Below are 13,617 nucleotides of genomic sequence, written 5' to 3'. Positions count from 1 at the left end.
GATCGGGGTGAGGCTCGCAATTACGTTTCCTCTCGCCTCGATACCAACAGAATGATCTTTGAATTGTATGGTCCTTCCGATGACCTCAATACCGACGAACGGGCAGCACAGTGGAACCGCCACTTGCGGCGCACAATCATCCCAAATAATGCGGAGATAGTCTCGGCTTTGGCAAAGAACGTGACGCTCCTTGATTCAGACGAACAGCGGATCGCGCAGATTTTCGCCATTCATCGAGACGAGTTGGAGGCGCGCCATTTGCTCGGCGATTGGACTGCCGGCAGTCAGAGATTTCCGACAGAAATGAACCACATACTTCAGGAGCGGGATTGACTATCAGAGACTGGGTTGCAAACCAGTTGCGCAACGACTACACCTACGCGGTGAGCACTATCGAAGGGTCGGACCTTGGATTACGCATCGAACGGTCCGGACGACCGAGCGGCCACATCTACTGCGTAGACCCCAACATTGGCAGTGATTTCGATCTCCCGGAACTACTTAAGGCACAACAAGAAGTGGAGGACCTTGACTTTGTCGTCCTGACCAAACGAAGGGCCAAGCCCGATACATACAGGCGCGCAGAAGGGGTCGGATTCGTGATTGGGAGCTTTGGGGATCTCCGAAGGGCTTTAGAGTCCGAAGGTGAGATCGCTGCCTACCGATCGCCGGATCACACATATGTTCGACGAAGGCTGATCTTGCACTCGTCTATTCGTCGTATCGAGCGCATCGGCGAAAATGCCTTCACTCTCTTTCCAACAGATGAGAAATCGCCACTGCACATCATTATTACCAACCAATATGAGTTGACCGCTGACGAGGTCTACACTCTCGTTGAGAATTATGAAGACATCGAAGTTGATGCAGTTGTCTCAAAAAATCCATACGCTAACGCAATGAGTCCGCAGGCAATCGAAGCAGGACGTTTTTTGAAAATTCACATCTATACTCTCAACGAATTTCTCGAAAATCTCTCCTCACTATTCAGGGAGTGAACGGCCCTCGTCAGTGGTCGCACCTTGAGCACCTTTGCTCGCTTGCCCGACTTAACGGCAGGCTTGCTCTCTGGTTGTTTGGTTCAGCCCTATCGTCGGAGACGCCCCAAGACTTGGACATTCTACTGATCTATACCGATCGAAACGACGTCGTGCGGCTTCGCAATCAAATCCAATCGCAAGATCTAGAGCCTCCATTCCATATCATCGCCATGACCCATGAGGAGGAACGGTTCTATAGGTTCATTGCCGATGTGGGCGCAATTCGTTTGGTGGAGCCTTCCCCCGCCTCCAACAAACTGTGAACGGTGGGATGCCACATCATCACTAGGGACTCTTCGCAGTCAGGAGTGTAGTCGCTACGTGGCGGTGCCCCGGTAGAGGCAGAGTATCAAGGCACCGAACCGAATCCCCGGTGCCGGACGTGCGGGCCATGGGGAGAACTGCACGACACGATAGCTCTGCAGCTGGTACAAGAGCCGTTCGGTGTCACCCGACACCGCTGCTAGTGCGGGCGCCGCTACGGCGCCCGCACAGCAAGCGACCCCACGCCAGATATGCTCGAGCCGAGTCAAGAACATAGCAAGGAGCATGAATCGAGGGAAATGATGCGTGGGGTCATGGCTATCATCAAGGACTCGAGAAGGGGACCAAAGCTGGCGGAGTAAGGGGACTCGTTGTCGGCGGAGTACTCGGTGGAGCGGCTTGGGGATACGAGAAGCTCAAGAAGAGTCGGGGTGCCAAACGCGAACAGAGCCTACTGGCAAAGGACGAGCCAGCGGGCAGCGGGCAAGATGTAGCTAGCGAAGACGATAAGAATAAGTAGTCCCAGGAATTCTTCTCTGCACCTAGCATCTTGAAGCGCCGCTCTCTGCGCACAGAATGTTGTCGTCAACGTCAGCTTCTTGAAGCCATGCGGGGTTTCTCCTTCTCAAGATCAGCGGCAGTGCGCTCTGTGACGCGTCTCCAGCGCAGCGCGGTGCAACGCCCGGTCCACCGCCCCATGCGGCAGTCCTCACTTCTTTTCTAGCTCTGCTTCGGTGTCGCCTGCTTCATATTCGCGCGCCATCTCCCCCGCTGTTCGAGAAGCATCCGCACCATTGCAGACGATGCCACGCCCAGCTCCCCGCCTGAGACCGCGCACTCTCGCCTGCCCGAAGCCGACGAATCCAGAGCCCGACTACACCTTCGTTTGCTAAGAGCCGGATCAGCGCGAGCACGGCCCTTGAGACTGAGCTAGCCGAGCCCGTTCCAACCGTTCTCCGCAACCTGCTTCACGCGCGCAACCAGCTGTTTGACAGCGGCCTGATGCACGCTCTCGATCATGCTGGCCTGGCTATGCTGGGCAGCCGGAGCTGTGAACCTTGTCCGCGTCTCCAAACGAGTGCCCTTGTGCGCCTCCTTCAGAAGGTACACAGTTCTCGATGCATCATCGTCCCCACCCGCCGGACAAGTAATCGCCAACTTACCTTCTATTTCCTCGAGGACCTCGATCAAAGAAACGTGTCTTTGCCCGTCCAGCAGAAACATGTAACCCTGCGTCTCGCCTACACCATGGGGAGTTCCCGGAACGTGGAAAGCACGCCGCACTCGGGGGTCCAGAAGAACGGCGTTCTCCGGGGGTTTATGAGTGCCCAGACGCCGGCACGCGAAACCTTGATATCAGCCGATGCAGACACTTCCTATACTTGCTGCCCCTTCTGCAAGCCAAATAGCGCATAAAACTCCCTCCGTTCCTCATGCAGTCTCCAAGACTCCGGCTTAGACGACTTTCACTATGCATCTCGACCGCCAGGAACCTTTCCCGGGAAGAATACATTTTAGTGGGTGCAAGCGAAATTACATCGAATTCTTTTCTGCGTTACACCGTCATCAATTTTTGAAGTTTTTCTCTTTCTCTCGCATAGGCTGCCCTTCCGTCGTTATCGAAGCAGGCCACACGAATGACGCCCGGTCCTCCCATGGCGGGAACAGCGAGATCCCTAAGGTCGTCAAAGTACGCGCGCTGCTTCTGACGGCCTCCAGGACCAAACCCAGTCGCAGCTTTTGCCGCACGATAGTTATCCGCCCTAGTGCTCCAGTCGTGGCAAATAACGATGTACCGATCAAGGTCGAACCCGGTTGACACCCCCTCCGGGTATAGTTCGAGAGAATGCCTTCGGAAGCTCGTGAAATGCTGCATTTCATCAAACTCCACGATCGTCCCCGTCGATTCATGAACAAAGTCCAATGGCAGAACACGGCGTCGTTTCGCTTTTTGCTCCGCCACCTTGCCGTCGAGTTTCACGAAAATGTCGTCGAGCGCCTCATATGCCGCTTGCGCCCTCCGGGCAGAGCGTAGTGCACCAATCCGTTGATCCAAGGGAGCGTCTCGCCTGGCCGAAGCCGGATCCCATCTTCAGCCGCGGCCTGCATGAAAGCCCTCTGTGCATCACCAACCGGCATGGCCGTCCTATTCCTCGATTCTTGGGATCGCCCGTATTATCGCGCCACCGCACTGGCGGCAGTAAACACGTCAACGGGCATTTCGCGCTGCAGTTTCCAGGTAATCGCAATCGGCTTGGCGCCCTTGTGCTGCACATAGTCCACCGGCCCGAGGCACGTGAACGGCTGGGCCATTCCGTTGGCGTCCTCGGCAACGTCTCGGGTGAAGAGGACGATGTGGGTTTCGTAAGCCTTCCGGTTAAGGTAGCGGCGGCCGGTCGGACTATCCGGGGAGGTCGCGTTCTGGGACTCCCAGTGGAACAGGTCCGGGCTGATTGCGTAGTCCTTATACAGGGTGTTCGGGTTGTGGCTCGCTTCATCCTTGTTGAGAGTGACGAAGAACGCGTCGGTTGACGTTTCCGGGCACCAGGCCACACCCTCGCGGTGACTCACACCCTTGCCCTTTTCCAGGAATCCATAGCCCAGCGCCGCCAGAATCTCCGAGCGCCAGTAAGTGGCATGCGAATGCAGCGGAATGTGCTGGAGTCCCAGTCCGAGTCCTCGCGGCGAATGCGGGCTCCGTTCCACTCCTCTGGCCATAAGCGCCCGGAGTTCTTCCACGAGGTGGCCGTGAACTCGGATGCGGTCGAGGCCTTCGTCGTAGGATGAGAAGCCATTGCCGTCGTCCCAGAAGGTGTAGAACAACATTCGGGCGAAGGTCTGTCGGCGATCTCCGAGTTCGTCGTACCTCGGCGCATCGACGGACAGCAGCAAGGAATAGGCTTCGGCCCGCTCGGCATCATCGATGTGCAGGAAGCGAGTCATGCGCTTGAGCAATTCGCGTTCCTCGCGTTGCTGCTCCGCGTTGAAGTCCTCGAGGCTCTCTTCCCACGGAGAGCGCGCCCCAATAAGGGCGGCCTTCCGCAGCAGGTCCGTCCACGAATCTCCGGTGCGACGGTAGACATCTTCGAAGTCTCGTCCCGACTCCTCCAGGAAGTCTTCGAGGATTGTTGTCCCGTGGGATTTGATCTCCTTCACCAGTGCTGGCTTGTTGAGCCTGAGCTGGGACTTGATGTTGTCCAAGACGATTTCGCGAGACACTCGATCCAGCACCAACTGGCAACCGGACGGAAGATTCGGGGCCTCGTCCTCGAGCATTGTCTGCATCCGCCTTCGAGAAGCGTTCAGCAACGCCCGGAACTTCACATCGAAGCGGAATTCCCGCCGCTGTTGTCCGATGAAGTCCAGAACGGTCAGCACCGCTTTATCGTCAGATCTGCGCAATCCGCGACCCAACTGTTGGAGGAAGATCGTGCTGCTTTGTGTGGGCCGCAGCAGCAGGATGGTGTCGATTTCGGGCACATCAAGGCCCTCGTTGAAGAGGTCCACCGCGAAGATGCAGTTGATCTCGCGCGCCCGCAGCTTGGCCAGCGCTTCACTGCGTTCATCGCTGCCGGTCTGACCGGAAACCGCCAGCGAGGGGATGCCCGCCTCGCTGAACACCCTGGCCATGTATTCGGCGTGCTGCACCGAAACGCAGAACCCGATGGCCCGCATCAAGGAGGTGCTCAGCACCTTGTCGCGTAGGGCGGTGATGACTTTGAGGGCCCGCATGTCGTTGCCGGTGTACACATCGCTCAGCGCGGACAGATCATAGGACCCGCGCTTCCACTCGATGCCGCTCAGGTCGACGTCGTCCGCCACGCCGAAGTAGTGGAACGGCACCAACAAGTCCGCATCCAGGGCGTCCCAAAGCCGAAGTTCCGAGGCAATCCGTCCACCGAAATACGTGTCGGCAACGTTCACGCCGTCGCCGCGTTCCGGCGTGGCCGTCAGTCCGAGGAGCTCCACCGGTGCCAGGTGGCTTAGCAGCCGTCGGTAGGAATCGGCCTCGGCATGGTGGAACTCGTCGACGACCACCACGTCGAACGCCTCGGGAGCGATCTTGTCCAGGCCCATCGCACTCAGCGACTGGACGCTGCCGAAGACGTGCTTCCACTGCTGCGGCTTTTGTCCGTCGACGAACATCTCGCCGAAGGAACCTCTGCCCAGGACCTTCCGGTACGTTGTCCGCGACTGGTCCAGGATTTCCTTGCGATGCGCGATGAACAACAGCGTTAGATCGCGTCCCGCCTCTTCGCAGAGCCGCTTGTAGTCCAGTGCCGCGAGTACGGTTTTCCCCGTCCCCGTCGCGGCGACCACCAAATTTCGGTGCTCGCCGCGGTTCGTTCGCGCGGCGTCGAGTTCCTCAAGCATTTCCTTCTGGTGAAGAAGGGGCGTGACTTCCAGGCCAGTCGCGCCCAGGCTGCGTGCCGCCGTCGTGCCTCCGGCGCGCTTCAGCGCGGCGTCGAGCATTTCGGCGTCCTTGTCGGGGTTGTACGGAACGAACTTCTCGTCCTGCCAGTAGCTCTCGAAGGTCAGGTCGAACTTCTGCAGCAGGGCGGGGGTGGTCACTCCGGAAAGGCGCACGTTCCATTCGAGGCCTTCGAGCAGGGCCGGCTTGCTCAGGTTGGAGCTGCCCACGTATGCGGTGTCAAAGCCTGATCTGCGACGGAACTGCCAGGCCTTGGCGTGCAGGCGCGTCGCGTGGGTCTCGTAGTTGATACGGACCTCGGCACCGTAGCGACGGACGAGTTCGTCGATGGCATGGCGTTGGGTAGCGCCCATGTAAGTGGTGGTGATGACGCGGATCGGGACGTTGTGGTCCTTCAACTCCTCCAACGCCTCCGTGAGCAGACGGAGACCTTCCCACTTGATGAACGCGCAGAGCAGGTCGACGCTGTCAGCCGACGACAGCTCGGCGAGGAGCTCGGACCGCAGTTGCGGTTCGTCGCGGCCGTTCGTCAGGAGCGCCGCCTCACTTAGGGGCGTCTGGGGACGCTTGAAAGAACGACGCCGGATGTCGCCGTCCCGGGTCAGCGACAAGAGATTGCGTGGGCCGGGAAGGACTTGGTCGGAGTGGTCGAGGAGATCCAGAATGCTGTTCGAGAGGCCAACCATTTCCTCGGGCTCGAGGGTACTCAGCTTGGCTTCGATCGCCGGCCCGAGAAACCGGGCCAGCGCGGCAGGTGCTTCGGACATCGGGACCTCGACGACAGAATCCACGAGCTCCTGAAGCCCTTCGAGGCGCTTAGCCAACTGGCCTGTCAGCAGGTCCTCAAAGATTCCTTCGCCCAAGTCACGAACATTTTGTCCCCCAGCAACATCGCCCATTGGGCCAGGTTACTGGACACCGTCGACAGGATTTCCAAGGATGACGGCCTTACGTTGCATCGAGCCGACAACTACTCAAGGATCCGTTCGCAGCAGCTGCACCATCCGCGAGTTGACGCGAAATTTAGCCACGCCCTTGGTTTCTCCCACAGGAGAGCATTTTTGTCGCTCCCGACCGCTAGGCTGCTACAAAGCACAGCAAGACAGCTTGTCTGGGGGAAGCATCATGTCTAAGGGGTCAAACACCTCGCTGCCCTGTGCACTAGGCAGCCGCGGCATAGGGCAGCGCGCGAGCGCGTGTTTTTCAAATTATGCGTCGGATCCCCGCTCGTTCCCGCTACCTTCTCGCTCGCGGCCCTCCTCTGTAGGGGCCCAGTCGCCCTGGTCCGGTGCGCAATCCTCGGCATTTTCGAGGTCATCGACGCGTCCTTCAGCCTTGACATTGTCCTCGGCGCGATCGCCATCCTCATCGCCTGGAGTCTGGGTGTGATCGTCGCCGTCCCGATTTTGGCTGCGCTGTTTAGTTCCATTGCTCGGAATCAGCGCGTTGCAGCCGAAGAGCTCAACGACGAGTTCGCCACCACCAAGTAAGTAGAAACGAGGAAACCCAATGGCATTGAGCCTCCAGAAGGGCCAGTCCCTTTCCCTGACCAAGAGCGATGGCGCTTCCCTCACCAAGGTCCGCTTGGGCCTTGGCTGGGATGCCGCCGCCCCTGCCAAGCGCGGCTTCTTTGGCGGACTGAAGACCGCGCAGGTCGACCTCGACGCCTCGGCTCTCCTGTTCGACGCCGACGGAAAGGCCCTGGACGCGGTCTTTTTCAACCAGCTCGCCAGCAAGGACGGCTCCACCCGCCATACCGGTGACAACCTGACCGGTGCCGGTGAAGGTGACGACGAAACCATTCTGGTGGACCTCTCAGCGGTCTCCCCCGCGGTGGCCCAGATCGTCTTCGTCATCAGCAGCTACACCGGGCAAACCTTCGACGGCGTGGCCAACGCGTTCACCCGCCTGGTGGACGACTCGGCCCCGGGCGGCCCGGAAGTTGCCCGCTTCCAGTTGACCGACGCCGGACCGCACACCGCCATGATCATGTCCAAGGTGTCCCGCCAAGGCAGCGGGTGGGCCTTCCATGCCGTGGGTGAGCGCGCCACTGGCAAGACCGTCATGGATCTGATCCCTCCGGCTTCCCGGGTTCTCTAGGAGGGATGCAGCAATGGCTTCTCTGACACTCGGCAAGGGCAGCAACCTCTCCCTGTCCAAGGCCGATCCCGGCCTGCGACGGGCCATCATCGGCCTGGGATGGAACCCGCGTACCACCACGGGAGCGCCCTTTGACCTCGATGCCTCCGCGCTGCTGCTCGGGGACAACGGCAAGGTCCGGAGCCAAGACGATTTCGTTTTCTACAACCAGCTTTCCAGCAAGGACGGGTCCGTCGTCCATCAGGGCGATAACCGCACCGGCGAAGGCGACGGAGACGACGAGCAGATCGCGATCGATCTGGATCTCGTTGGCCCTGATGTAAAGCGCATTGTCATTGCCGTGTCCATCGATCAGGCGGACAGCCGCGGGCAGAACTTCGGCCAGGTCCGCGACGCCTACTGCCGCGTGGTCAACCAGGAAACGGAGCAGGAGGTCGTGCGCTTCGACCTGAGCGAGGATGCGGCGTCGGAAACGGCAATGATCTTCAGCGAGATCTACCGCCACAACGGCGAATGGAAGTTCCGAGCCGTCGGCCAGGGCTACGCCACCGGCCTGCACGGCATCGTCACCGACTTCGGCATCGTCCTGGAGTAGACGCTCTCCCCTATCAGCAATCGAGGTCCGGTGGAACCACTTGCAGCCGGACCCGGCAGACCCATCCACACACGAACAAAGGATTCCCAGATGGCAGGACTCACCCTCGAAAAGGGCAGCAACCTTTCCCTGACCAAGACCGACCCCGGCCTGCGGCGGGCTGTCGTCGGCCTCGGTTGGGACCCGCGCACCACCACCGGTGACGCGTTCGACCTCGATGCTTCCGCCCTCCTGCTCGGCGCCAACGGCCAGGTCCGGTCCTCCGCCGACTTCATTTTCTACAACCAGCCGGCCAGCGCCGACGGTTCCGTCACGCACCACGGCGACAACCGCACGGGCGATGGCGGTGGCGACGACGAGCAAATCATCATCGACCTGACCACCGTTCCGGCCGACGTCGACCGTGTGATCTTCGTGGTCTCGATCGACCAGGCAGAGGCCCGCAGGCAGAACTTCGGCCAGGTCCGCGCGGCTTACTGCCGCGTGGTCAACCAGGAGACGGAGAAGGAAGTCGTTCGCTTCGACTTGAGTGAAGACGCAGCCCCGGAAACCGCCATGATCTTCAGCGAGATCTACCGCCACAACGGCGAATGGAAGTTCCGCGCCGTCGGCCAGGGCTACGCCACCGGCCTGCACGGCATCGCCAGCGACTACGGCGTGCAGCTGGGCTAGCTAGCTCGATCTCCAACGCTTGGGCCGGGGTAGCACGGATTGGTTCCGTGCAACCCCGGCCCAGGCCCCTTTTCCTGTTTCCGAAAGGATGCATCATGACTGTCCCCCTGACCCCGCCGGATCTCTCCGAGGCAACGCTGGTGCTGCAGGCCCCCGAAGCCCCCGCGCTGATCCAGCCGGACGACGCCCCCGGCATGGTGCCGGTTCCTACCGAGCGCCAGCAGGAAATCAACCAGCAAGCCGCGGCGTTCATCGCGGAGGTCGCGACGTTGGACACCCGCAGCCCTGACTTCGCGCAGCGCGTGGACGGCATCTCAAAGCTCGGCAGGGACGAGATGCTCGCTTCCGGCGGTTTCTCCAGCCGGATGTTGGAGCGCTCCAGCACCTCCTTGGCCGGCGCCAAGCGGGCAGGGAACAGCGCACAGGCCTCGGTCGCCTCGACGCTCGGAGAGCTGCGCACCACGGTTGAAGACTTGGCCCCGACCACCGAGCATCTGAGCGTCGGCCGCAAAATCCTTGGCTTCATCCCCGGCGGCAACAAGCTCGTCAAGTACTTCCAGCGCTACGAGAGCGCGCAGAAGCAGTTGGACGCCATCATCAAGTCCCTGATGGCCGGCCAGGATGCCCTCCTGAAGGACAACGCGGCGCTGGCCAACGAGAAGGTACAGCTCTGGGAGAACATGCAGAAGCTCAGCGAGTATGCGGTGTTCGCCAAGGCCATCGACAACGCCTGCGTGGCCAAGATCGACCAGGCCCGCGCCTTGGGCCAGGAGGAACTGGTCAGGCAGCTCGACTCGGACGTTCTGTACGCCGTCCGCCAGCGTCACCAGGACATCCTGACCCAACTGGCGGTGTCCGTGCAGGGCTACATGGCCATGGACCTGGTCCGGAAGAACAACCTGGAGCTCATCAAGGGCGTCGACCGGGCCCGCAGCACCACCATCGCGGCACTGCGCACCGCCGTGATCGTCGCTGAGGCCTTGGCCAACCAGAAGATGGTGCTGGACCAGATCGATGCGATCAACACCACCACCAACAACATGATCCTCAAGACCAGTGAGATGCTGAAGGACCAGACCACGCGCATCCACCAGCAAGCGGCAAGCTCCGGCGTCAGCGTGGAAACCCTGCAGCGCGCTTTCGACAACGTCTTCCAGACCATGGACGCCATCGACACCTTCCGGTCCCAAGCCGCGAAGAGCATGGAAGGCACCGTCCACGCGCTCGAGACCAGCCTCGAAAAGGCCAAGCCGTACCTGGAACGCGTCCGTCAGGCCGACGGAAACTAGGGCATTGCGGTAGGACCTTTCCAAGATGGTTTCACGGTTTCTCAGTTCCCTGTTCGGCGTCCCCCCGCGGGACGCCGAACAGGGCCCCACGCCCCCTCCCGAGTCCGACGACGACCGCGTCGCCTCTTCCCTCATCGCCCTGCAGATGACAGTGCGCGGCGCCGGCCGCGACCTTCCGAACATCGTTTCGTCGCAACTGCGCCAGATAGACGACATCCTGCAGCCGCTGGTGGACTACATCGCCCAGAACGGGTGCTCCACCGAACAGCGGGTGCTGCTTGAAGCCATCATCGGGGACTACCTCCCCACTCCGCTGAGGGCCTTTCTCGCCGCCAGCGAGCAGGACCGGTCCGACGACGCACGTGCCACGAACCTCCTCTGCGAGCAATTGGCGCTGCTGTTCGCCACTGCGCAAGACCTGAACCACCAAGTAAGGAGCGGGGCGATCACTGAGTTGTCCACCTATGCACGATTCCTGGGCGACAAGTTCGAGCCCTCCATGTTGACCGGGGGAAACCTCTGATGGTTTCCATGGTGCCCGGGGCAAATGCCGCCCTGACGTTAGAAAACCCCCACCTGACCACAGTTGTGATGGGCTTGGGATGGTCGGTGGTGCCAAGCCGCGGTCCGCAGGCCGAACCCGTGGCCGCGGCGATCCTGTGCGGCAGTGATGGCCGCGCCATCTCCGATGAGCATCTGGTCTTCTTCAATCAGATCGCTACCCCCGAAGCGTCCGTCGAATTCGGCACCGGTGAGTCCGGCGAGTACCTTGGCGGGGAGGACCAGGAGCAGATCGACGTCGACTTGCCGCAGGTTCCGGACGAGGTCGCAAAAATCACCTTCGTCGTCTACATCGACCCCGAAGTGCGCGGCCCCGGCACGTTTTCCACGGTCCGCAACGCCTACATCCGTGTTGCCGACCCGCAGAACCGGGAACTGCTGCGCTTCGAGGTGCCGTCCGGGACGGCCACGAACATCAATGCCATGGTCTTTGGGGAACTGTATCGCCACAGCAGCGGCTGGAAGTTCCGTGCCGTTGGACAGGGCTACACCACGGGGCTGCGCGGCGTGGCCGAAGATTTCCGGATCGCGCTCTAGCCATGCCCGTTAACCAGTCCTCCATCCGGCACGACCTCCCCTTCCTTCGCCGCCGCATCAAGCCCGAGGCCGCGGCGCCTGCGGCCCCCGCAGCGAAGGCCCCGCTTGACCTCTCCCGTCCCGTTGGTGCCCCAACGGCGGTTCCCGCCCCGGCGCCCGTTCCGCTCAGTCTTGTCCGGCCGGCGGCCCCGGTCCGGCCCGGACCCTCCCTGCGCTCTGTCGCCCCCGAAAGCGAACCCATCGCTGCCACCCAAAGGACGACGACGGGCCTCGAGATCGCGCCCGCGCGCACCGGTTCGCGGCAACCTGCCCGGACCCTGGAAGCGCTCCTGTTCCCGGCTCCCACCACCGCCGACCTACACGAACTCACTGATACTAGCCCGGTGGTGCGGCTGAACGCCCGCCAGTCCTCCATCGGAAGCCTGACGGTTACCGGCGCCACCACGCTGGTCTGGGAATCGTCCGACTTCATCACCGGCACACGACGTGCGGATGGGCTAGGGGCGGGCCGCCAAGTAACGACAGCCGGCAACCGCCCTTTGGTCTGCTTCCATGAAGGCCAGGCTCTCCTCGCCCTACGCCATGTGAGGAAATTGCGGCGTGCATTGTTTGTCAGTGCAGACGATTCGCCGCTGGTCGTCCGGCTCTATGGCGGCTCTTCCGTGGTGGTGCCGCCAGAAGCCGGATGTCGCAGCGTCCTCTTGGTTTCCCGCATCGGGTCCGTGCTGGAGTTGCGTTCCGACCCGGCGCCGAACGGACACGACGACGAGTCGCTGTGGCGGGCGTTCGGTTTCCGCATGTCCGTCGAGCTTCCTCCGCACGGCTGAGGGAGCCGGACCGCCCGATCCTTCCGCGTGATAGCTCCCAAGCCATAGGCACCAGGGCCTTCGGGGCTGCGTATTGCCCGCAGGGCCTCCACGTCTTGCCACCTAGAAGTCCCGGACAATGCTTGGCAATCGAATGCCATGATTACGGGCAGCATCCCTGAAGTCATGCTCGCTGGTGGAGCTCCTGCCCCAGTATGGTGTTGCCATAATGGGGCACGGGCAGGGCGTATCGGCCAGCAACGGCCGTTGGTTTAGGGGGTAAACCATGGGAATGCGGGACCGAGGATTATTGGGGGCGTTGACGTATCTGAAGCAGCGGATGATCATGCGCACCGGCCATCTCGACGCTTTCGCAGTATCTGACATCGTGGCCGCCAAAGAGCAGACGGGGTACCCAACGGACGCAGACCGACTGTCCCATGAGCAGGTCGGTATTTGATGGAATCCAGCAGTCGTACACTTGCTGCGGACGGCCCGGGCCCGGCGTGGGACTTGAGGGATCGCATTCCAGGCCAAGCAGTCATAGGCCAACTACTCGACATACAGCAAGAGGCCCCTACCCGGAATTGGTTTGCGCGCTTTTTCGGCGCCAATCCCCTCTCTTTGGATGCCCTTCCCTGGTACCGAGGCGCGCTCGGAGAAATCCGAGTTGCCCGGCTTCTTGAAGGACTCGGCCCGGAGTGGACCGTCTTGCATGCAGTGCCGGTGGGCGCCGGTTCCTCCGACATCGACCACGTCGTTATCGGCCCTACCGGCGCTTTCACCCTGAACACCAAGAATCACTCGGGCCAGACGGTCTGGGTCGCAGGCAATACGGTCCTGGTGGCCGGGAGGAAGCAGCCTTACATACCCGCCGCAGTCCACGAAGCAGCGCGTGCGGAAAAGCTCCTGTCCGCTGCAACAGGCGAAGAAGTCTTGGTGTCCGGGATGATCGTCATCGTCGGCGCCAAGAGCCTCACCATAAAGGTCAAGACTGAGGGTGCCATTGTGCTCTCAGACCAGCAGCTGGTGCGCCGTCTAAAGAGGCGGAAGAGGGTGTTGAGTCCTGCACAGATTGCTACTTTCAGCGCCGCTGCGATCCGACCGAACACGTGGCATGTTCGCCCACCCGCGGAAATGCATACAGACGTTGCCCAGGAATTCAGGGAGCTGCGTCGACTCGTGGACAGCGCCCGACGACGACGGGCCCTCTGGGCAACTGTCCTATTGGCCGCCGGATTCGCAACCTTGGCAAATCTCGTGCCAGCTGCGATTGAAGCCGTACCACGGGTTCTCCTAAACCAGTGATGGAACCCATGCA

14 protein-coding genes are annotated in these 13,617 nt (G+C 61.2%); 11 read left to right on the top strand and 3 right to left on the bottom strand.

What is annotated here, in order from left to right:
- Window positions 1-51 precede the first annotated feature (51 nt).
- Together ABD912_RS21415 and ABD912_RS21410 are read left to right on the top strand one after the other, a co-directional pair.
- Window positions 52-333, top strand: coding sequence for a hypothetical protein (locus ABD912_RS21415; RefSeq protein ID WP_345154160.1), 282 nt, complete (start codon window positions 52-54; stop codon window positions 331-333).
- Complete coding sequence (locus ABD912_RS21410; protein ID WP_345154157.1) at window positions 330-998, top strand: hypothetical protein; 669 nt, start codon at window positions 330-332, stop codon at window positions 996-998. Before ABD912_RS21415 ends, ABD912_RS21410 begins: the two co-directional genes overlap by 4 nt.
- A 1,236-nt stretch (window positions 999-2,234) precedes the next feature.
- Here ABD912_RS21410 and ABD912_RS21405 read toward each other — a convergent pair.
- The 3 genes from ABD912_RS21405 to ABD912_RS21395 all read right to left on the bottom strand — a co-directional run bounded on the left by ABD912_RS21405 (window position 2,235) and on the right by ABD912_RS21395 (window position 6,635).
- The gene (locus tag ABD912_RS21405; RefSeq protein ID WP_345154154.1) at window positions 2,235-2,528 is read right to left on the bottom strand and encodes a hypothetical protein; all 294 of its coding nucleotides are present in this window, start codon (window positions 2,526-2,528) and stop codon (window positions 2,235-2,237) included.
- A 331-nt stretch (window positions 2,529-2,859) separates the two neighbouring features.
- Window positions 2,860-3,285, bottom strand: a complete 426-nt coding sequence (locus ABD912_RS21400) for a DUF7255 family protein (RefSeq protein WP_345154153.1) — start codon at window positions 3,283-3,285, stop codon at window positions 2,860-2,862.
- 194 nt (window positions 3,286-3,479) lie between these two features.
- The gene (locus ABD912_RS21395; protein WP_345154151.1) at window positions 3,480-6,635 is read right to left on the bottom strand and encodes a DUF3427 domain-containing protein; all 3,156 of its coding nucleotides are present in this window, start codon (window positions 6,633-6,635) and stop codon (window positions 3,480-3,482) included.
- Window positions 6,636-6,932: 297 nt separating this feature from the next.
- Here ABD912_RS21395 and ABD912_RS21390 point away from each other — a divergent pair, with 297 nt between their 5' ends.
- From ABD912_RS21390 to ABD912_RS21350, 9 genes are all read left to right on the top strand, one after another.
- The gene (locus ABD912_RS21390) at window positions 6,933-7,226 is read left to right on the top strand and encodes a hypothetical protein (protein WP_345154149.1); all 294 of its coding nucleotides are present in this window, start codon (window positions 6,933-6,935) and stop codon (window positions 7,224-7,226) included.
- Between the two features lie 19 nt (window positions 7,227-7,245).
- A complete protein-coding gene (locus tag ABD912_RS21385) occupies window positions 7,246-7,836 on the top strand; it encodes a TerD family protein (protein WP_345154146.1) in 591 nt (196 codons plus the stop codon).
- Window positions 7,837-7,849: 13 nt separating this feature from the next.
- Window positions 7,850-8,431, top strand: a complete 582-nt coding sequence (locus ABD912_RS21380; protein WP_345154145.1) for a TerD family protein — start codon at window positions 7,850-7,852, stop codon at window positions 8,429-8,431.
- A 90-nt stretch (window positions 8,432-8,521) separates the two neighbouring features.
- Window positions 8,522-9,103 carry a TerD family protein gene (locus ABD912_RS21375; RefSeq protein WP_345154142.1) on the top strand — a complete coding sequence of 194 codons (582 nt, stop codon included), beginning with the start codon at window positions 8,522-8,524 and terminating at the stop codon, window positions 9,101-9,103.
- 95 nt (window positions 9,104-9,198) lie between these two features.
- Window positions 9,199-10,392: a toxic anion resistance protein gene (locus tag ABD912_RS21370; RefSeq protein WP_345154140.1), complete on the top strand. Its 1,194-nt coding sequence runs from the start codon at window positions 9,199-9,201 to the stop codon at window positions 10,390-10,392.
- Window positions 10,393-10,417: 25 nt separating this feature from the next.
- Window positions 10,418-10,915 carry a hypothetical protein gene (locus ABD912_RS21365; protein WP_345154139.1) on the top strand — a complete coding sequence of 166 codons (498 nt, stop codon included), beginning with the start codon at window positions 10,418-10,420 and terminating at the stop codon, window positions 10,913-10,915.
- Window positions 10,915-11,490: a TerD family protein gene (locus tag ABD912_RS21360; RefSeq protein WP_345154137.1), complete on the top strand. Its 576-nt coding sequence runs from the start codon at window positions 10,915-10,917 to the stop codon at window positions 11,488-11,490. Before ABD912_RS21365 ends, ABD912_RS21360 begins: the two co-directional genes overlap by 1 nt.
- A 383-nt stretch (window positions 11,491-11,873) precedes the next feature.
- A complete protein-coding gene (locus ABD912_RS21355) occupies window positions 11,874-12,317 on the top strand; it encodes a hypothetical protein (protein WP_345154136.1) in 444 nt (147 codons plus the stop codon).
- Window positions 12,318-12,755: 438 nt separating this feature from the next.
- Window positions 12,756-13,604 carry a nuclease-related domain-containing protein gene (locus ABD912_RS21350; RefSeq protein WP_345154134.1) on the top strand — a complete coding sequence of 283 codons (849 nt, stop codon included), beginning with the start codon at window positions 12,756-12,758 and terminating at the stop codon, window positions 13,602-13,604.
- Window positions 13,605-13,617 lie beyond the last annotated feature (13 nt).

It is taken from the genome of Arthrobacter ginkgonis, assembly GCF_039540195.1.
GTDB classification, from domain to species: Bacteria; Actinomycetota; Actinomycetes; order Actinomycetales; family Micrococcaceae; genus Zafaria; species Zafaria ginkgonis.
The sequence above is the reverse complement of the archived record's forward strand: the minus strand, read 5'-3'. Positions and strand labels throughout refer to the sequence as shown.

Bases quoted from the DNA above. Each gene is read 5' to 3' on its own strand.
- ABD912_RS21380 (WP_345154145.1), top strand. From the start codon at position 7,850: ATGGCTTCTCTGACACTCGGCAAGGGCAGCAACCTCTCCCTGTCCAAG.
- ABD912_RS21365 (WP_345154139.1), top strand. From the start codon at position 10,418: ATGGTTTCACGGTTTCTCAGTTCCCTGTTCGGCGTCCCCCCGCGGGAC.
- ABD912_RS21350 (WP_345154134.1), top strand. From the start codon at position 12,756: ATGGAATCCAGCAGTCGTACACTTGCTGCGGACGGCCCGGGCCCGGCG.
- ABD912_RS21360 (WP_345154137.1), top strand. From the start codon at position 10,915: ATGGTTTCCATGGTGCCCGGGGCAAATGCCGCCCTGACGTTAGAAAAC.
- ABD912_RS21415 (WP_345154160.1), top strand. From the start codon at position 52: ATGATCTTTGAATTGTATGGTCCTTCCGATGACCTCAATACCGACGAA.
- ABD912_RS21395 (WP_345154151.1), bottom strand. From the start codon at position 6,635: ATGGGCGATGTTGCTGGGGGACAAAATGTTCGTGACTTGGGCGAAGGA.
- ABD912_RS21385 (WP_345154146.1), top strand. From the start codon at position 7,246: ATGGCATTGAGCCTCCAGAAGGGCCAGTCCCTTTCCCTGACCAAGAGC.
- ABD912_RS21405 (WP_345154154.1), bottom strand. From the start codon at position 2,528: ATGTTTCTGCTGGACGGGCAAAGACACGTTTCTTTGATCGAGGTCCTC.
- ABD912_RS21375 (WP_345154142.1), top strand. From the start codon at position 8,522: ATGGCAGGACTCACCCTCGAAAAGGGCAGCAACCTTTCCCTGACCAAG.
- ABD912_RS21370 (WP_345154140.1), top strand. From the start codon at position 9,199: ATGACTGTCCCCCTGACCCCGCCGGATCTCTCCGAGGCAACGCTGGTG.